The organism is Streptomyces venezuelae ATCC 10712 (assembly GCF_008639165.1).
GTDB classification, from domain to species: Bacteria; Actinomycetota; Actinomycetes; order Streptomycetales; family Streptomycetaceae; genus Streptomyces; species Streptomyces venezuelae.
On the sequence record NZ_CP029197.1, the window covers coordinates 3,163,331 to 3,179,933 of the forward strand.

Sequence of the window (16,603 nt, forward strand, 5' to 3'; positions counted from 1 at the left end):
AATCACGTTGACGAACTGAGCTGACGGGGAACGTAGCCGTATTCGAACGCTCATCACAAGTCGATGCACCCGCGATCACGTGAAGATCACAGTTCTGATGTGCCGTCAGTTCAGTGGACCCGTACGGAAGGGGAGAACTCCACCGGAAGCGTGCGCAAACCCCGCATGATGAGCCCGCCGCGCCACCGCAGTTCGGCCGGATCGGCGGCAAGTCGCAGGTCCGGAAGCCGAGTCAGCAGGGTCGCGAGCGCGGTCTGCCCTTCGAGCCGCGCGAGCGGCGCGCCCAGGCAGTAGTGGATGCCGTGCCCGTACCCCAGGTGCTGGTTGTCGCGCCGGGCGAGGTCGAGCACGTCCGGCCGGTCGAACCGCTCCGGGTCCCGGTCGGCGGCCGCGAGGACCACGAGCACCGGGTCGCCCGCCGGGATGTCCTGCCCGCCGAGGGTCAGCGGCTCGGTCGCGTACCGCCAGGTGGCCATCTCCACCGGCCCGTCGTACCGCAGCAGCTCCTCGATCCCGGTCTCCAGGAGCCCGGTCTCGCCGGCCGCGAGCGAGGTCTGCAGCCGCTCGCGCTGCCCGGGGTGGCGCAGCAGCTGGTACACGCCGTTGCCGATGAGGTTGACGGTGGTCTCGAAGCCGGCGAAGAGCAGGATGAAGGCCATGGCGGCCGCCTCGTTCTCGGTGAGGTGCTCCCCGTGGTCGGAGGCCTTGATGAGCCCCGAGATGAGGTCGTCCCCGGGCGCTTCGCGCTTGCGGTGGATCAGCTCGGCGAGATAGCCGCGCATCTTCTTCACCGACCGCGCGACCCCGCCGCGCGGCCCGCCGCCGTGCCGGATCATCATCCCGGCCCAGTCCCGGAAGTCGTCCTGGTCCTCCTCGGGCACGCCGAGCAGGTCGCAGATCGCGTAGATGGGCAGCGGGAAGGCGAAGTCGTGGATGAGGTCCGCGCTCCCCTTCGTCACGAAGGCGTCGATCAGCCGGTCGGTCAGCTCCTGCACCCGCGGCGTGAACTCGGCGACCCGGCGCGGGGTGAAGGCCTTCGAGACGAGCCGCCGCAGCCGGGTGTGGTCCGGCGGGTCGATGTTGAGCAGATGCGTCATCAGCTCGGCCTTGCGCTCGCCCGGAATGCCCGTCTTGCCCTTGGCGTGCGGGGACTCGTCGTGGTGCGCCGGGTTCTTGGAGAGCCGCTGGTCGGCCAGCGCCTGCCGGGCGTCCCCGTACCGCGTCACCAGCCACGCCTCGACCCCGCTGGGCAGCGTCGTCCGGTGCACGGGCGCGTGCTCCCGCAGCCAGGCGTACGCGGGATACGGATCGCTCGCGAACTCCCAGGTGAAGAGCTCGGGAGCGGGGGACGACACGGGGCAGGAGGCGGGTTCGGGGGTGGTGCTCACTCCCCGACCGTACAGGGCCGTGCGGGACCGTCCGGGAGGTGACGTCCGGCGGATCCCGTGATCAAGAAGGGGGTGGTGCCCTAGATTCTTGTCGGTGGATCCTCAGATGCTCAGAAGCACGTTCGCGGTCGTCGAGAGACGGGCCGAACACGCCGTCACCTTCTTCTACTCGCATCTTTTCTGGAACAACCCCGCCATGCGCGAACTGTTCCCCGAGGACATGCAGCCCCAGCGGGACCGGCTGTTCGCCGCGCTCACCCACGTCGTGACCCACCTGGAGTCCCCCGGGCTCGCCGAGTACCTCGGGCAGCTCGGCCGCGACCACCGCAAGTTCCTCGCCTCCCCCGCGCTGTACGCCGCCGTCGGGTCGAGCCTGAACGCCGCCTTCGCGCACGCCGCCGGGGCCGCCTGGAGCCTGGAGGCCGAGAAGGCCTGGAGCGAGGCGTACGGACACGTCGCCGACCTGATGCTGGCGGGGGCCCGGGAGGCGGCGCGGGCCGGGGAGCCGGCCTGGTGGGACGCGGACGTCGTCCGGCACCTGCGGTACGGCGAGGACCTGGCCGTCCTCACCCTGCGGCCGCGGCAGCCGTTCCCCTTCCTCCCCGGTCAGTACGTCAGCGTCAGCTCCCTGCGCGTCCCCCGCGTCTGGCGCACCTACTCCCTGGCGGACGCGCCCCGCCCCGACGGCACCCTCGAACTCCATGTGAGCCGCATCCCCGGCGGCGTGATGAGCACGGCCCTCGTCGACGAGACGGGCCCGGGCGAGACCCTGCGGCTCAGCGTCCCCGGCGGCGGCCTCACCGCGCGCACCGAGCCCGGCGGTCTGCGCACCTATATATGCGCGGGTACGGGCTGGGCCCCGGTGCGGGCGCTCCTCGCGGAGGCGGCGGAGACCGAACCGGAGCTGAAGGGCCGGCTGTTCGTGGTGGCCAGGGCGAAGGAGTACCTGTACGGGCGGCACGACGTCGAGCGGTTCAGGGAACGGCTCGACGGGCTCAGCGTCACCTACATCACCTCCGCGCCCGGGCACCGCAAGGACCAGGCGACCGAGCGGCTGCTCCAGTCGCTGCGGGCCTGCGTCCACTGGGCGGCGCACGACGTGTACCTGGCGGGCCCGCCCGGCTTCCTCACGGAGGTCGCGGAGGTCCTGGAGGAGCTCGGCACCGCACCGGACCGCATCCACCACGACACCCTGCCGCCGGTCGGCCGCTTCACCGTCCGCCCGAACACCGCCGCCGAACGCCTCCTGGGCCCGCCCCCGCCGCTCTGGCACAACCCGAGCGCCCGCGCACCCCGCGAACCCTGACCCCCGGGACCGCGCACCCCGCGCCGGCCCGCCCCGGGCCCGCACCGCGCGCCGGCCCGCCCCCGCACGCGGGGCCCGAGCGGCTACGCGTGCACGCCCTCCGCCGCGCGGATCGCGTCCCGGTACGCGCGGGCCGCCGCCCGCAGCGCCGCCTCCGGGTCCACGCCGGCCGCCTCCGCCCGCACCGCGAGGGCGAGCAGCTCGTACCCGACGCCCTGCCCGGCCGGGACGGTCACGTCCAGGCCCGCCGTCCGCGCCCGGCCGCCGAGCTTCGCGGCGAGCGCAAGAGCCGGCTGCCCGAGCGGCACGCCGTCCGTCACGGACTCCCGCCGCTTCTCGATCTCCTTGGTGCGCAGCCAGTGGGCCCGTACGTCCTCCGGCGTCCGAGCCTCCGCGTCCCCGAAGACGTGCGGGTGCCGCAGGATCAGCTTCTCCGCCAGCGTCCCGGCGACGTCGTCCACGGAGAACGGCTCCTCCGGGTCCTCCTCGGCGATCCGGGCGTGGAACACGACCTGGAGGAGGACGTCCCCGAGCTCCTCGCGCAGCTCGTCCCGGTCGCCGTCCTCGATCGCCTCGACGAGTTCGTACGCCTCCTCGATGGCGTACTTGGCGAGCCCCCGGTGGGTCTGCTGCGAGGTCCAGGGGCACTCGCGCCGCACCCGGTCCATGATCTGCACGAGGTCCAGCAGCCGCGCGCCGGGCAGGTCGTACGAGCCGGGCAGCAGCTCCAGGTCGGGCATCGAGAAGCGGCCCGAGCCGGCCAGCCGGGCGAGGCCGTCGGTCAGCCGCCGGTCGCCCTCGCCGGAGGGCAGCAGCAGGACCGTACGGCCGCCGGCGCAGGCCTCGACGAGCTCCTCGGCGGTGGGCCGCGCGTGCTCGACGGCGACCCCGGCCTCCCGCAGGTACGGCAGCTGGGGGTGGTGCTCGTCGGGGCAGAGGACCCGGTCCGCTCCGTGCAGCGCCTGCCAGGCGGGCCAGGACAGCAGTCCGGGGGCCACGCGGTGGCTGGCGGTCAGCAGGACGATGCGGCCGGGGCTCTCAGATGTCACCCCTTGAACTTACTCCGCCTCACGCACCGGCCGGGACGGCGGCCGGGTCCTGGCTGAGCTGCCGCAGCCAGGGCTCGGTGCTGTCGGCGAGCCGGACCTGGGCGTCGTCCCAGGCGCCGTACCGCGGGTTCACGTCGATGGCGAGGGACTTGGACGCGGCGGAGAAGACGTCCGTGAGCTTCTTCTGGCCCTCGGGGCTGTCGGTGACGCCCAGCTTGGCGGCGATCTTGTTCATCAGGACGTTGCGGCGGACGACGTCCTCGATCTGGCCGGGGGCCACGCCCTGCTCCTGGAGGAGGACCGAGGCCAGCCGCTCCTCGCCGCCGCTCTCGCGGACGAACGCCGTCCTGGTCTGCTGGAGCTCGGCACGGGTGGCGGTGACGCCGTGGTCCGCGGCGACCTTGTCGACGACCCGGTCGAAGATCATGCCGTTGAGCTTGCGGCGGGGCAGGTCACCGGTGGCCTGGACGAGCTGGGCGGCCTGCGGGGAGCGCTCCTGGGCGGCGCGGACGTCCTCGACCTGGGCCTGCAGGCTGGAGACGTCGATCCGTTCGCCGCCGACGACGGCCGCCGCTCCTGGGTGGGCGTCACCGCCGCAGGCGGTGAGCAGCGGGCCCGCGGCGAGCAGGGCGGCGGAGACGGTGAGCGCAGTGCGGCGGTGCAAAGGAGCCTCCCGGGCTGGTCGTGCGACAGTGGAACGACCTTGCGGTGATCGATGTTAGGGAGTCGCCCGGGCCGGAGCCACTACTTCGGTGCGACTGTTTCCCCCAACGACTCAGCCGTACGCCGGGTGTCGGCCCGGGCCGGGCCGGCCGGGCCCCGTGGATGACCGTCAGGCGACCATTGCGTGAACTGGCTCGCAGGGCCCGGCTCTCCCTGCTCGGACGCTGGCATATTCGACGCGTCATGCCGAACGCCACCCGCATCCGGGGCGCCGCGCCGCGCCCCGTCCCGCTCTCCGCCGCCCGCCCCGCGACCCGGCTCGCCGCCGAGGGCCCGCGCGCGGTGCTCCTCGCCGGACTCCTCACCGTGCTCGCCGTCTGCGGCGGCGACGCCGTCGCCCGGGTCTTCCCCTTCGGGCCGCGGCACCGGGCGGTCAACGACCTCGCCAACCAGTTCGTGCCCTTCCACGCGCACCTGTGGGACCTGCTGCGCGGCCGGGCCGACGGCGGGCTCCTGCTCGACTGGCAGGCGGGCTGGGGCACCAGCTTCCTCCCCGACTACGGCACCTACGTGTCGAGCCCCTTCGCGCCGCTCGTCGCGCTCTTCCCGCGCGGGGACATCGAGTACGCGGTGTACGGCGTCACCGTCCTGAAGACGGCGGTCGCCGCGGCCGCCATGACCTTCCTGCTGCGCCGCCTCGGCCCCGGCACCTGGTGGTGGGCGGCGGTGCTCGGCGCCTCGTACGCGCTGTGCGGCTGGTCGCTCGCGGAGGGCACGTACAACCCGATGTGGCTGGACGGGCTGATCGCCTTCCCGCTGCTCTGCCTGGTGGGCGAGTGGGCACGGGAGGGCCGCCGCCCGCTCCTCGGCCCCCTGGTCGTGGCGGTCTGCTGGGTGGCGAACTTCTACACCGCGTACATGGCGACCCTCGGCGCGGCCCTCGTCCTCCTGGTCCGCCTCGCCGTGACGGACCAGGAGGACCGGGGCCGCGTCCGCACGGTGCTGCGAGCCGCCCTGACCACCGGCATCGGGATCGCGCTTTCGGCGCCCGTCCTCGTCCCCGTCTTCCTCGGTTCGCGGCACGCCCACCCGGGCGTGGTCAGGGACTTCGTCCCGGCGCCCGCCACCGACGTGCTCGCCCGGCTGCTCCCGGCGACGTACAGCTTCTCCACCCCGGCGGCCTTCGTCTGCACGGCGGTGCCGCTGCTCGTGGCGGTGCTGCTGTTCCGCCGGGACGTCCCCGGCCGCGAGCGGTGGCTGTGGCCGGGCCTGTGCGCGGCGGTCCTCGCCTCCTTGCAGTGGGGCCCGACGCACCTGCTGTGGCACGCCTTCGCCACGCCGAACGGCAGCCCGTACCGGCAGACGTTCGTCCTCTCCGGCGTCCTCGTCCTGGCCGCGTGGACGGGCCTCGCCCACGGCCTCCCGGACCGCCGGGCGCTGCTCGGCGGCACGGCGGTGGTCGCGGTCCTGACCCTGGGCTCGCTGCCCAGCCCCTTCCTCACCTCCTGGGCCCTCCTCCTCACCGCCGGGGGCCTCGCGGCGGTGGCGGGCGCGCTGCTGCTCCCGAAACGGGGCCGGTACGGGCTGCTCGCCGCGCTCCTGGTCGCCGGCACCCTCGTCGGGCAGGCCGCGGCGACGACCGCGTACGCCGACCGGGAGCGGCTCGTCCGGCTCGACGACTACCCGCCGTGGGGCGCGGAGCACGAGCGGCGGGCCGCCGCGCTCGCCGCGGCGGACGGCTGGCCCGCGTACCGCACGGACCCGGGTCTCCCCCGGGTCGCGGGCAACGACCCGCTGCTCCTCGGCGGCCAGGGCGCCGCGTACTACAGCAGCCACACCCCGGCGGTCCTGACGGGGACGCTGGCCGCGCTCGGCGGCGGCTGGACCTCCCGCGGCCGGAACCTGCTGAGCCTCGACAACCCGGTGACGGACGCGCTGTTCGGGGTGGGGGCGCGCTGGCGGGACGGGCAGGTGGTCCGCTCCGAGCCCCTCCCGCTGGTGACCGTACGCCCGCCGGGCCCGCCCCCGGTGTACGGCAGGTCGCCCTTCCACAACCAGGAACTCCTGCTGGGAGCCCAGGTGTACGAGGCCCCCGGGCCCGGCGGCGCCTGCCCGGTCGGCACGGAGGTCTTCCTGTGGGCGCCGGACGCGACGGGCACGGCCCGCCTGGGCGGGTACGAGACCCGCCTCCTCGGGGGCGGGCCGAAGCGCCGGGCGGCGCTGACGTCCCTGGGCGTCCAGCGGCGGCCGGGCCTCACCGCGCGGGTCCCGCCCGGCGGCACCGCCGAGATCGCCTGCCTGGACCACGACCGGCTGCGCACGGCGGTGACGGCGCTCCGCGCCCGCGCGGCGACGCGCACCGCCGTCCACGCCGACGGCCTGACGGCCACTCTGCCGCCCGGCACGACGGGCACGGCGGTGGTGGCGGCCCCGGCCATCGCCGGCTGGCGGTGCGGCGGCGCGAGTCCCACCCCGTACGGCGGCCTGCTGGCCGTCCCCGTCGCACCGGGCACGACCACCGTGAGCTGCACCTTCCGGCCCCCGGGCCTGACGCCGGGCCTGGCGGCCGGGGCAGCGGGTCTCGTGCTCCTCGCGGGACGGGTGGGGCTGGGGCGGCGGGCACGGCGGCAGCGGGCGGAGTGAGGGCCCGGCACCTCACACCACCCGGCGCTCCCAGCGGACCTCGCCGTCCTCCAGGCGGTCGGTCGGAGTGAGGCCGGCCGCTCGGGCCACCGCCGCCGACGCCGTGTGGGCGGGATGCACGTGGGCCACCAGGAGCCGGGCGCCCTCGGAGACGAGCAGGGCCGTCAGCGCCCGGGCCGCCTCCGTCGCGATGCCGCGGCCCTGCCACTCCGTGCCGATCACCCAGGCGACCTCCGCGACCCGGCCGCCGTCCGTGACGGTCGCCTGGACCGTCCCCGTCAGCCTCTCCTCGGCCCGCAGCCGCACCACCCAGTTCCGCCAGCGGACCCCGGGGTCCGGCGAGCCCGCCGCCAGCCGCCCGTACCGGGCCCGCAGTTCGGGCGGGGTCAGCGGGGCGCCGCCGATGAACACGTGCAGGGCCGGGTCGGCGAGGACCACGGCCATCTCGTCGGCGTGCGCGACGGCGAGCGGCACCAGGTCGAGGCGGTCGGTCCGTACCGTCACCCCGTCGTCGTCGGCGGCGCTCACACGTTCCCCAGGAACCCGGGGTCCGGCTCGTCGAGCCCCACGGCCGTCTCCCGCTCGAACCCCAGGACCTCCGCCATCGTCACGACACGGCGGCTGGTCGCCGCCAGATCCCGGTGCGCCTCCTCCGACCACAGCGGCGGGTAGAGGGTGAGCCCCCGGTCGCCGTCCAGCCTGCGGACCTCCTCGCGCCAGCCGGGCCAGCGCAGCCCCTCGTAGAACTCCTCCGTGCCGCCGGCCAGCATCCACGACAGCCAGGCCCCGTACCCGGCGCCCAGCGCGTCCCAGCGCAGCGAGTCCGGCGCGAAGTACACCATCTCGCCGGGCCGCCCCGGCAGTCCGACCTCCTCCGCCGGCCCGCCCTGGAGGACGAACACCCCGCCGAGCACGTCGTGCGCCACGACGAGCCCGGCCCCAGGCCGCCACCCCGGGTCGGCCGCGGCGTCGGCTGGGTAGTCGTTGACCCGCGCCAGCGACGGCAGCCGCCGGTCGTTGTCGTCGGCGGGACTGCCGTACACCCGCAGCCAGCCGTCGTCGACGAACGCCCCGCCGCTGTGCAGCAGGAACGCCCCCAGGAACGACCGCACGGTCACCTGCGTCCGGAGCAGCGCGGCCGCGCCCCGTTCGCCGTCGGGGTCCAGCACCTCGACGGGGACGGACGCGGCCCGCAGCTCCTCGCCGAGGACCGGCCACGCCGGGTCCTCGACCTCGGTCAACTCACTCAGTTCACGCACCGTGGCATGCTCGCACGCCCACCGCCGCCCCGGCTCGGGTCCAGGTCCCAGACCCCCTGGTCGTTCCGCTTCCTCGTGCTCCTCATGACGATCCCCCGTCGTGGTACTCGGACGAACAGCTTCGAGCCGAGCCTAGAAAGATCATGATCGGCGCGCTGTGCGCCCGGCGCGCGATTCCTTGACGCTCAGCGCAACCGCGAATCCTCCCCGGTGAACGCCCGCGCCCTGAGCTCCGTCGGGCTCACCCCGTACGCCTCGCGGAAGGACCGGCTGAACACCGCCGGCCCGCTGAACCCCCACCGCGCCGCGATCGCCTGCACCGGATACGTGAGCAGCTCGGGCCGCAGCAGATCGGCCCGGCACCGTTCGAGGCGGCGCCGGCGCACCCGGGCCTGGACGGTCTCCCCCTCGCCCCGGAACAGCTGGTGGAGCGCGCGCACCGACATGTTGTGGTGCGCCGCCACCGCGACCGGGGACAGTTCGGGATCGCCCAGGTTGTACTCGATGAAGGCGTGGATCCGGCGGATCAGCGCCCGCGCCCGCACCTCGGCCGGCAGCTGCTCCTCGGCGTCCGTGTGCTGCGCCAGGCACGCCGCCGCGAGGTCGACCGCGGTGGATCCGATCCGCCGCAGCTCGTCCGGCGCGCACTCGCCGCCGTGCGCCACGAGCGAGCGCAGAAACGCGACGAGGACCGCCCCCACCCCGCTGCCGCCCGGCATCCGCCGGGCCAGCAGCGAGTCCAGCCGCTTCGCCGGCAACGGCAGGACGTCACGGGGCAGTTGCAGGATGACCAGCTGCCCGGGGTCGCCGTCGGAGACGTACCGGGCGTCGGAGGGCCGCGAGGTGTCCCAGAAGACGAGGTCACCGACCTCCGCCTCGCAGCTGTTCCCGTGCTGCACCAGGGTCATCGCCCCCTTGGTCACCAGGCCCAGCTGGTACTGCTCGGGGTCGCCCCGCCGGATCAGCGCGGGCGTGCGCTGCGAACGCAGCGGCGCGTACGCGACCTCGGACACCTGGAGCTCCCCCAGGTCGAGCAGGGCCGCGTCGGCCGTGAACTCGGCGGGCCGCTCACTGGTGAGCCGGGTGGGCATCACCTCCCGCGAGATCATGTCCGCGAACCACTCGAACCGCTCCCCGTCGGGCAGATCCCCCGACGACACCACCGACCACATCTCTCGACTCCCCCGATCCGATGAAACGACGGCGGCCAGGATGCAGCGGCACGGACGCGTTCACCTCAGGGTGTACGCGTCCGGCGTGGCGGAACGCTCCCTGCGGCGGCTATCCCACCGACCGGCCGGGGAAGAAGTCCGCGCCCTGCACGTACTCCATGGCCTTCGTGAACTCCGGGTCGCCCAGGCGGCGTTCCATCTCCTCCTCGGTCACGTCCTCCACCCGCGTCTGGATCCAGTACAGATTGCCCAGCGGGTCGCGCACCCGGCCGACCCGGTCGCCGAAGAACAGGTGGGTGACCTCCGTGACCGAGGTCCCGCCCGCCGCGACCGCCTGCCGGTGCGTCGCGTCGGCGTCCTCCACGTACAGCCGGAGGAAGCCGGGGGTGGCCGGCCACTCCGGTCGCGCGTCGAACATCATCACCACCGAGTCGCCGATCCGGACCTCCGCGTGCCCGACGGAGCCGTCCTCGCCGACCAGACACGACAGCTCCTCCGCACCGAACGCGGCCTCCAGGAAGCCGATGAGCCGGCGCGTGTCGGGCGAGATGATCCACGGCGTGACCGTGTGGTACCCCTCGGGAACGGGCTTGACGGACATGACTGCCTCCTCGTACGCGGCGCGTGCCTCAACGTGTCTCCGACGGTAGGCACCATCCAGGTCGGTTCCTGACCTAGATGGCCGGGCGGGGCTACGCGCCGCACAAGGAGCGGTCGGAGAGCGTCTTCAGGGCCGTGTCGATGGGGTGGGGCGGGAGCGGTCCCCGCGCGTCCCGGGGGCTCCAGCGCTGGAGGTTGACCGCGATCGACATCTGGCGGCGGCCGTCCGCCCGGGTCAGGGAGAGCGTCCCGGCCCCCCAGACCGTGCCGTCGTGCCCCCAGAAGGTGCCGCAGCCGGGGACGACGACCTTGTGCAGCCCCAGGCCGTACTCGATCATCGTCCCGTCCAGGGCGCGGACCGGGACCGTGCGCTGCATCTGGGCCAGGGACGCCCTGCTGACGATGCCGCCGTCGAGCAGCCGCGCGTAGAAGCGGTTGAGGTCGTCCATGGTGGAGACGAGGGCGGCTCCCGTGCCCGTCCAGGACATGTTGTAGACGCTGTAGTCGCGCGGCGGGTCGAGCAGGCCCCACAGGGACTCGTACATGCGCGCGTGCGGCCCGTCGATCGTCGGCCCGTCCGGGAAGCCGGTGTGCCGCAGCCCGGCCCGCTCGATGACGTCGCGGGTGATGACGCGCTCGGCGGTGGTGCCGGTGACCCGTTCCAGGAGCCGGCCGAGAAGCAGCCAGTTGGTGTTGGAGTAGACGCCGACGGGACCGCCGGGTTCACCGGTGGGCGGCGCCGCGAGGCCCAGCGCGATCAGCTCGTCGGGGCTGAACTCGCGGAAGCGGTTGTCGTCCAGGCTGGTGGGCGAGTTCCGCTGGAGGGAGGGGAAGGCGTACGGGATGTAGTCGGGGATGCCGCTCGTGTTGTTGAGGAGCATCCGCACGGTGATCTTCCGCCCCCGCTCCCCCGGTACGAGGTCCGGCAGGTAGTCACCGACCGGCGCGTCGAGCCGGATCCGGCCCCGCTCGGCCTGCCGCATGACCGCGGCGGCGGTGAAGGTCTTGGTGATGCTGCCGACCCGCTGGCGCATGCCGGGGCTCACGGGCCGCCCGGTGGCGAGGTCGGCCACCCCGGAGGCCCCGCGCCAGGTCCGGCCGTGGTCGCGCACCTCCCCGAACACCCCGGGGACGCCCGCCCGGTGGACGTCGTCCATGGCGTCCCGCAGGCGGGCGGGGTCGAGACGGGCCGGGTCCTGGCGGGCGGGGCCGGCCTGCGGGTGCGGGGCCGGGGCGGCCTCGACCGTACCGGCGCAGGCGGTGAGCGCGGCCACCCCGGTGACCAGGGCGAGACGGATCTTCGATCGGAGCTTCATGGTGTACGTCCTCGGTTCGGTGGGGAAGGGGCGCGGCAGGAGGCGGGTCTCAGCCGGCCAGGGCGCGGGCCAGCGCGGCGCCCAGTTCCTCGTTCTGGCGCTGCGAGATCTCGGCCGAGAGGATCGCCTGCGACCCGTGGAAGGCGCCGGGCCACTGGTGGATCTCGACCGACACCCCCGCCTGGAGCAGGCGCAGCGCGTACGCCAGGCCCTCGTCGCGGTTCGGGTCGAACTCGGCGGTGGCGAGGTAGGCCGGGGGCAGCCCGGCCAGGTCTTCGGCGCGGGCGGGCGCGGCGTACGCCGTCGCGGGGCCGCCCCCCAGGTAGTGCCGCCAGGAGGCGAGGCTCTTGGCGCGGAAGAACCAGGGCGTCTCGGTGAAGTTCACCGCCGACCACGAGTCCTGCCGGTCGTCGAGCCCCGGCTGGTTGAGCAGCTGGAAGCGGATCGGCGGCCCCTGCCGGTCGCGGGCCAGCAGGGTCACCGCCGCCGCGAGGTTGGCGCCCGCGCTGTGACCGCCGATCGCGACGCGGTCCGGCTCGACGCCGAGCTCGGCCGCGTGCCCGACGGCCCAGGTGAGGACGGCGTAGGCGTCGTCCAGGGCGGCGGGGAAGGGGTGTTCGGGGGCGAGCCGGTAGTCCACCGAGATCACGACGGCGCCGGAGGAGGCCGCGATGCGGGCGGCCCACGGGTGTTCGGTGTCCAGGTCGCCCATGAGGAATCCGCCGCCGTGCAGCCAGACGACGGCGCCCCGGGCCCCGTGCGGGCGGTAGACCCGGACCCGCACGGGCGGGTCGGCGGGCACCGTACGGTCCTCGATGTCCATGCCCGTGGTATCGGGGGCCGGTACGGCGGCGGCCAGTCGGGCGAAGTTCTTCCGCGCGGTCACCGGGTCCGTGAGGTCGGTGCGGGGGAAGAACGGTACGAATGCTTCGAGTTCGGGGTCCATGGCGAACATCCTCGGGGCGCCGCCCGGTCCGGGTCGCCCGCCGTCCGTCGGGCATCGGGGGCCGATCGCGCGCCGATCGGCGGCCGCCGCCGGAGGGGCCGCTCTCCTATCCTGCTGCCATGGAGGCTCTGGCCGTACGGCTTTCCGGACTCGATCCGTACGTCGACGGAGCGCTCCGCATCGTCGCGTTCTACGACACGCTGATGCGCCGGCGGGTGGACCTGCCCGCGCTCGCCCGCGCCTCGGCCGGTCTGGCCGAGTGCGTCACCGGGATCGGACTCCACGGCACGGGCCGCACGATCCGCCTCGCGCCCGACGGCCGCGAGGCGGCCGGCCCGGCGGCGCCCGCGTCGGGGACGGCCCCGGTCGTCCTCGACGAGGAGGAGATCGGCACGGTGTGGCTGGAGCGGGCGGGTCCGGCCGGCCCGCTCGACGAGGTGCTGCTCGACCGGCTCGCGCTGGCCGTCGCGGGAGCCGTCGAACGGTACGGACCCGCCCGTACGACCATGGCGGACCCCGCGCTCGTCGAGCTGGTGGTCAGCACCGGGACCGACGAGGCGGCCCGGGCGCGGGCGTTGCGGCTGCTCGGCTTCGCCGCCGGGTCGCCGGTCCGGGTGGCCGCCGTACGGTCGCCGCGGCTGCCGCTCGACCGGGTGGGCGCGGCCGTCTGCCCCGGGCGCCCGGTGAAGGCGGCGCGGATCGGCGGGGTCGGCGTGGTCCTGGCCGCCGCCGTGGACCCGGCGCGCTTCCCCGCGGGCGTCCGGGCGGGTGTCGGCGCGGCGGACGGCCCCGACCTGGCGTGGCGGGAGGCCCGCACCGCCCTGCGCCTCACGACCGAGCGCGAACCCGTGGTCCTGCACGCCGAGTTGGGTGCGCTGGCGCTGCTCGCGGAGGTGCCGACGGAGGCGCTCCGCGCGAACCCGGACGTCGCGGCGCTGGTCCGGCTGGCCGGCCAGGAGGCGCCGCAGGAGGTCCGGGAGCTGCTGGACACCCTGGACGCGTACTGCGCGGCGGGCTCGCTGCGCCGGGCGGCGGAGGCGCTGCACCTCCACCACAGCAGCGTGTCCCGCCGGGTCGACCTGCTGGGCAAGGCCCTGTCGGTCGACCTCACGACCCCGACGGGCCTGACCAGAGCCCGGCTTGCCCTGACGTCCTGGCGCCTCCTCACCGACCCGGGCCCGGCCGGTGGGGCCGAGCCCGGTGAGAAGAATCTCGGGGGCGGTCGCAACCTCGTGGGGTGACACACGTCTGGTGGGTTGAAGGCGCCCTTCACCCCACCGTGTCCGTCTCTTCCTCGGGAGAACCCCATGTCCAGCCACGCCAAGCGGAACTTCCGCCCCCGCCCCCGGGTCCTGGGTGTCGTCACCGGTGCCGCGCTCCTCCTGGGCGGCGGCTTCGCCGTACAGGCCTTCGCCGACTCGGGCCCGCGCCCCGCCCCGAAGGTGGCCGCGCCCGCACCGGAGTCGGCCCCGGCCCCGAAGCCCGTCCCGGCCGTCAAGCCGGTCCCGGCTCCGGCCCCCGCCCCGGCCGTCAAGCCCGTCCCGGCTCCGGCCCCGGCCCCCGCCGTCAAGCCCGTCCCGGCCCCGGCTCCCGCCCCCGCCGTCAAGCCCGTCCCGGCTCCCGCTCCGGCTCCCGTCGGCGGTGTGCCCCGGGTCGTGCGGCCCGGTACCGGCTTCGGGAAGTAGCAGCAGGCGGTCGTGCCCTTCGAGCGGGCGGCCGGCCCGGGCCGGCCGCCCCTCCCTTCCCCGACGGATCGAGGACCGTGCAGTTGTCGTACGCCGTACCCGTGCCCGTACCCCCACCGGCAGCCGCGGCCCGGCCCCCCTGGTGGGCCCGGCTGCTCGCCCGCGTGTCCCGGGCCGAGGACGCGCCCGCGGCCGTGCGGGGGCGCCACCTGTACGCGGTCGGTGCCTCCGGCGACCCCGGACCGCCGCCCGACCTGACCGAGCTGTACCTGGCCCGGCGGCTCGACATGGTGCGGCTCGCGGTCTTCCTCGTCGACGACCGGCACACCGCCGAGGACGTCGTCCAGGACGCGTTCGCCGCGATGTGCCGGCGGTACGGGACCTCGCTCCACGGGCTCCAGGACCCCGGCGCGTACCTGCACACCGCCGTCGTCAACGCGGCCCGTTCCGTGCTGCGCAGGCGCCGCACCGCCCGCGCGTACACCCCGCCCCATCCGGTCGCCGGGCCTCCCGTCGACGAGGACCTGCTGCTCGCCGAGGAGCACCGGCACGTGCTCGACGCGCTCGCGGGGCTGACCCGGCGCCAGCGCGAGGTGCTCGTGCTGCGGTACTGGTCGGAGCTGACCGAGGCGCAGATCGCGCAGACGCTCGGGCTCTCGCGCGGCACGGTGAAGTCCACCGCGAGCCGCGCGCTCGACGCCCTGGAGAAGAAGCTGGAGGGAGGCCGATGACACCGTCCGGACCACGGGCCGGGGCCGGGGACGCTCCCGGCCGGCACACCGTCACCGAGGAGCGGCTGCGTGCCGCGTTCGCCGCCCGGGCCGCCCTCGTCACGTACCGGGACCTGCGGCGCGAGGAACCCCCGCGGGGGCGGAGCCGGGGTACGCGGCGGGTGCGCGGGTTCGTTCTCGCGGGGCTCGGTTCGGTCGCCGCGGCGGCGGCCGCGTACGCCCTGTTCCTGGGGCCCGGCGGCGGTGCGGCGACTCCGCTGCCGGTGCAGCCCGCCCGGCCGCCGGGGGTCGGCGTACCCTCGCCGGAGGTTCCGGGCCCGACGCCGGGCCCGGTCGGTCCGTCCGTCGCACGGCCCCGGCCGAGCACGCCGGAAGGGGTCCCCGGGGCACGGCCCGAGGAGCTGCCGGGGCTGCCGCAGCGGCCGCCCGTCCCCGCCGCCCGGCCGTAGGGGACATGCGAGGAGGGCGGGTCGCGCGGACTACTTCGCGGGGACCTCTTCGAGGCACAGCACGAACTTGTCCGACTCCAGCTGCTGCGCGAGCGCCGAGAGCTCCGCGCCGCACTTGTTCACGTCGAAGGTGTCGTCGATGACCTTGACGACCTTGAACAGGTCGGCCTTGCCGGAGGAGCAGTCCGTGGTGTCGACCTTGGGGTCGTTGTCGGGACCCGTCACGGTGACGCACTCGCCGGCCTTGGCGTGGACCGGGGCGTCGCCGGTGAGGTGCGGGAGGCCGAACTTGACGGCGATGGCGACGGCGATCGCGACCACGACACCGCCGACCTTCTTGAGGATGCGGCTGCCCTTCTTCGCCGGGGCGGCGGGCTGCTCGGCCGCGAAGGGCTGCTCGGGGGTCTGGGGCGCGGAGGGCGTCGTCATGAGTGATTCCTTGGGGACGCGGACATGATCAGACGCGAACGTTACATGCAGCAAAACAGGCAAAAAGGATCATGAAGATCCACTTCCCGATCAGTTGTCGAGTCGTGACCCTGGCGCCCCGTCAGAAACCCCGCACGGGCCCGCGCCTACGCTCCCGCACCCGGGAACGGCACGAGGGCCGCCCGCCCGGTACTCCGGGTGGACGGCCCTCGTCTCGGCGGGGCGCGACCGGGGTCAGTTCAGGGTCTCCAGGACCTCGGCGGCGGCCGGCGCGTGCTCCCGGGCCTCGCCGTCGACGGTCCACGAGCCGTTCCACTCGATCCGCCACACCCGCCCGTGCCGGTTCTCGTACTCCAAGAAGCTGCCGGGGGCGCCCTCCAGGAGCGCCAGTTCCCGGAGCAGCACGTCGGGGGTGGTGAAGCCGCGGAGGTCGCCTTCGCTTCCTCCGCCGGTCCTCGTGTTGTCGAACTTCATCCGGAGGAACGGAGCGGCCTCGCGGGTCATGTCCGCCGCGTTCAGCATCCGCTTGAAGCGGAAGAACGCCTCCTCCGGCGTCTCGTTCCCGGAGAACTCCCGGACGTACGCCGGGAAGACCCCGACCACGACCTCGTTGAGCTCTTCGTTCCGGCCCACGTAGTAGCCGTGGATCTCGGGCTGGATGGCCACCACCGCGTCGAAGTCGTAGCCCGGGTGCGAGAACCCGGGAACGACCTCGAACGGGCGGGGATCGTCCCCGAGTCCGGCGCGGTGCTCACGCGCGAACGTGAGCACCGCCCGGGCCAGGTCCTCGTCGAAGGAGTCTCGGGCGTTCACCTGGTGGATGCGCGTCCCCTCCGCGTTCATCGCCAGCGAGAACACGAACCGGAACATGGGCGACCAGCGCCACGCGCGCGCTAGCCCAGGGAATTCCTCGACGTTCGGAATTTCCCGTACGGCCCGCTCCACATCAAATGCCACCCTCATTCTC

The 16,603-nt window shown here is 74.6% G+C and carries 17 protein-coding genes; 6 read left to right on the top strand and 11 right to left on the bottom strand.

Annotation, left to right across the window (positions count from 1 at the left end; translation table 11 throughout):
- Window positions 1–110: 110 nt before the first annotated feature.
- On the bottom strand, window positions 111–1,388 hold the full coding sequence (locus DEJ43_RS14445) for a cytochrome P450 family protein (RefSeq protein ID WP_015034104.1): 1,278 nt from the start codon (window positions 1,386–1,388) through the stop codon (window positions 111–113).
- Between the two features lie 106 nt (window positions 1,389–1,494).
- Between DEJ43_RS14445 and DEJ43_RS14450 the strand changes: the two genes are divergently transcribed.
- Window positions 1,495–2,694 carry a globin domain-containing protein gene (locus DEJ43_RS14450; RefSeq protein ID WP_015034105.1) on the top strand — a complete coding sequence of 400 codons (1,200 nt, stop codon included), beginning with the start codon at window positions 1,495–1,497 and terminating at the stop codon, window positions 2,692–2,694.
- Between the two features lie 83 nt (window positions 2,695–2,777).
- Here the strand turns inward: DEJ43_RS14450 and DEJ43_RS14455 are convergent, their stop codons facing one another.
- Both DEJ43_RS14455 and DEJ43_RS14460 read right to left on the bottom strand, forming a co-directional pair.
- The gene (locus DEJ43_RS14455) at window positions 2,778–3,743 is read right to left on the bottom strand and encodes a nucleoside triphosphate pyrophosphohydrolase (protein ID WP_015034106.1); all 966 of its coding nucleotides are present in this window, start codon (window positions 3,741–3,743) and stop codon (window positions 2,778–2,780) included.
- A 19-nt stretch (window positions 3,744–3,762) separates the two neighbouring features.
- Window positions 3,763–4,407 (bottom strand): SurA N-terminal domain-containing protein, encoded by a 645-nt coding sequence (locus DEJ43_RS14460; protein WP_015034107.1) that lies wholly within the window; start codon window positions 4,405–4,407, stop codon window positions 3,763–3,765.
- Window positions 4,408–4,649: 242 nt separating this feature from the next.
- On the opposite strand from DEJ43_RS14460, the gene DEJ43_RS14465 reads away from it, so the two are divergent.
- The gene (locus tag DEJ43_RS14465; protein WP_015034108.1) at window positions 4,650–7,049 is read left to right on the top strand and encodes a YfhO family protein; all 2,400 of its coding nucleotides are present in this window, start codon (window positions 4,650–4,652) and stop codon (window positions 7,047–7,049) included.
- Window positions 7,050–7,061: 12 nt separating this feature from the next.
- Here the strand turns inward: DEJ43_RS14465 and DEJ43_RS14470 are convergent, their stop codons facing one another.
- The 6 genes from DEJ43_RS14470 to DEJ43_RS14495 form a co-directional block, all read right to left on the bottom strand.
- Entirely contained in the window at window positions 7,062–7,577 is a 516-nt protein-coding gene (locus tag DEJ43_RS14470; RefSeq protein WP_015034109.1) for a GNAT family N-acetyltransferase, read from the bottom strand.
- Complete coding sequence (locus DEJ43_RS14475) at window positions 7,574–8,308, bottom strand: DUF2625 domain-containing protein (protein ID WP_015034110.1); 735 nt, start codon at window positions 8,306–8,308, stop codon at window positions 7,574–7,576. Before DEJ43_RS14475 ends, DEJ43_RS14470 begins: the two co-directional genes overlap by 4 nt.
- A 185-nt stretch (window positions 8,309–8,493) precedes the next feature.
- On the bottom strand, window positions 8,494–9,480 hold the full coding sequence (locus DEJ43_RS14480; protein ID WP_015034111.1) for an AraC family transcriptional regulator: 987 nt from the start codon (window positions 9,478–9,480) through the stop codon (window positions 8,494–8,496).
- A gap of 109 nt (window positions 9,481–9,589) precedes the next feature.
- Window positions 9,590–10,081, bottom strand: coding sequence for a VOC family protein (locus DEJ43_RS14485; RefSeq protein ID WP_015034112.1), 492 nt, complete (start codon window positions 10,079–10,081; stop codon window positions 9,590–9,592).
- A gap of 91 nt (window positions 10,082–10,172) precedes the next feature.
- On the bottom strand, window positions 10,173–11,396 hold the full coding sequence (locus DEJ43_RS14490; RefSeq protein WP_015034113.1) for a serine hydrolase domain-containing protein: 1,224 nt from the start codon (window positions 11,394–11,396) through the stop codon (window positions 10,173–10,175).
- 49 nt (window positions 11,397–11,445) lie between these two features.
- Window positions 11,446–12,342: an alpha/beta hydrolase gene (locus tag DEJ43_RS14495; protein WP_015034114.1), complete on the bottom strand. Its 897-nt coding sequence runs from the start codon at window positions 12,340–12,342 to the stop codon at window positions 11,446–11,448.
- Between the two features lie 119 nt (window positions 12,343–12,461).
- Here DEJ43_RS14495 and DEJ43_RS14500 point away from each other — a divergent pair, with 119 nt between their 5' ends.
- From DEJ43_RS14500 to DEJ43_RS14515, 4 genes are all read left to right on the top strand, one after another.
- The gene (locus DEJ43_RS14500) at window positions 12,462–13,583 is read left to right on the top strand and encodes a helix-turn-helix domain-containing protein (RefSeq protein WP_015034115.1); all 1,122 of its coding nucleotides are present in this window, start codon (window positions 12,462–12,464) and stop codon (window positions 13,581–13,583) included.
- A 66-nt stretch (window positions 13,584–13,649) separates the two neighbouring features.
- Entirely contained in the window at window positions 13,650–14,027 is a 378-nt protein-coding gene (locus tag DEJ43_RS37775; protein WP_181399473.1) for a hypothetical protein, read from the top strand.
- 77 nt (window positions 14,028–14,104) lie between these two features.
- The gene (locus DEJ43_RS14510) at window positions 14,105–14,758 is read left to right on the top strand and encodes a sigma-70 family RNA polymerase sigma factor (protein WP_015034116.1); all 654 of its coding nucleotides are present in this window, start codon (window positions 14,105–14,107) and stop codon (window positions 14,756–14,758) included.
- Window positions 14,755–15,207 (top strand): hypothetical protein, encoded by a 453-nt coding sequence (locus DEJ43_RS14515; RefSeq protein ID WP_015034117.1) that lies wholly within the window; start codon window positions 14,755–14,757, stop codon window positions 15,205–15,207. The genes DEJ43_RS14510 and DEJ43_RS14515 overlap by 4 nt, the downstream gene beginning before the upstream one ends.
- Window positions 15,208–15,237: 30 nt before the next feature.
- Here DEJ43_RS14515 and DEJ43_RS14520 read toward each other — a convergent pair whose 3' ends face one another.
- Together DEJ43_RS14520 and DEJ43_RS14525 are read right to left on the bottom strand one after the other, a co-directional pair.
- Window positions 15,238–15,636, bottom strand: coding sequence for an LppU/SCO3897 family protein (locus tag DEJ43_RS14520; RefSeq protein ID WP_015034118.1), 399 nt, complete (start codon window positions 15,634–15,636; stop codon window positions 15,238–15,240).
- Between the two features lie 234 nt (window positions 15,637–15,870).
- The gene (locus DEJ43_RS14525) at window positions 15,871–16,593 is read right to left on the bottom strand and encodes a hypothetical protein (RefSeq protein WP_145953708.1); all 723 of its coding nucleotides are present in this window, start codon (window positions 16,591–16,593) and stop codon (window positions 15,871–15,873) included.
- Window positions 16,594–16,603 lie beyond the last annotated feature (10 nt).

Excerpts from the sequence above, each read along its gene's own strand:
- DEJ43_RS14450 (WP_015034105.1), top strand. The coding sequence starts at position 1,495 with ATGCTCAGAAGCACGTTCGCGGTCGTCGAGAGACGGGCCGAACACGCC.
- DEJ43_RS14490 (WP_015034113.1), bottom strand. The coding sequence starts at position 11,396 with ATGAAGCTCCGATCGAAGATCCGTCTCGCCCTGGTCACCGGGGTGGCC.
- DEJ43_RS14520 (WP_015034118.1), bottom strand. The coding sequence starts at position 15,636 with ATGACGACGCCCTCCGCGCCCCAGACCCCCGAGCAGCCCTTCGCGGCC.
- DEJ43_RS14500 (WP_015034115.1), top strand. The coding sequence starts at position 12,462 with ATGGAGGCTCTGGCCGTACGGCTTTCCGGACTCGATCCGTACGTCGAC.
- DEJ43_RS14485 (WP_015034112.1), bottom strand. The coding sequence starts at position 10,081 with ATGTCCGTCAAGCCCGTTCCCGAGGGGTACCACACGGTCACGCCGTGG.
- DEJ43_RS14515 (WP_015034117.1), top strand. The coding sequence starts at position 14,755 with ATGACACCGTCCGGACCACGGGCCGGGGCCGGGGACGCTCCCGGCCGG.
- DEJ43_RS14480 (WP_015034111.1), bottom strand. The coding sequence starts at position 9,480 with ATGTGGTCGGTGGTGTCGTCGGGGGATCTGCCCGACGGGGAGCGGTTC.
- DEJ43_RS14495 (WP_015034114.1), bottom strand. The coding sequence starts at position 12,342 with ATGGACCCCGAACTCGAAGCATTCGTACCGTTCTTCCCCCGCACCGAC.
- DEJ43_RS37775 (WP_181399473.1), top strand. The coding sequence starts at position 13,650 with ATGTCCAGCCACGCCAAGCGGAACTTCCGCCCCCGCCCCCGGGTCCTG.
- DEJ43_RS14465 (WP_015034108.1), top strand. The coding sequence starts at position 4,650 with ATGCCGAACGCCACCCGCATCCGGGGCGCCGCGCCGCGCCCCGTCCCG.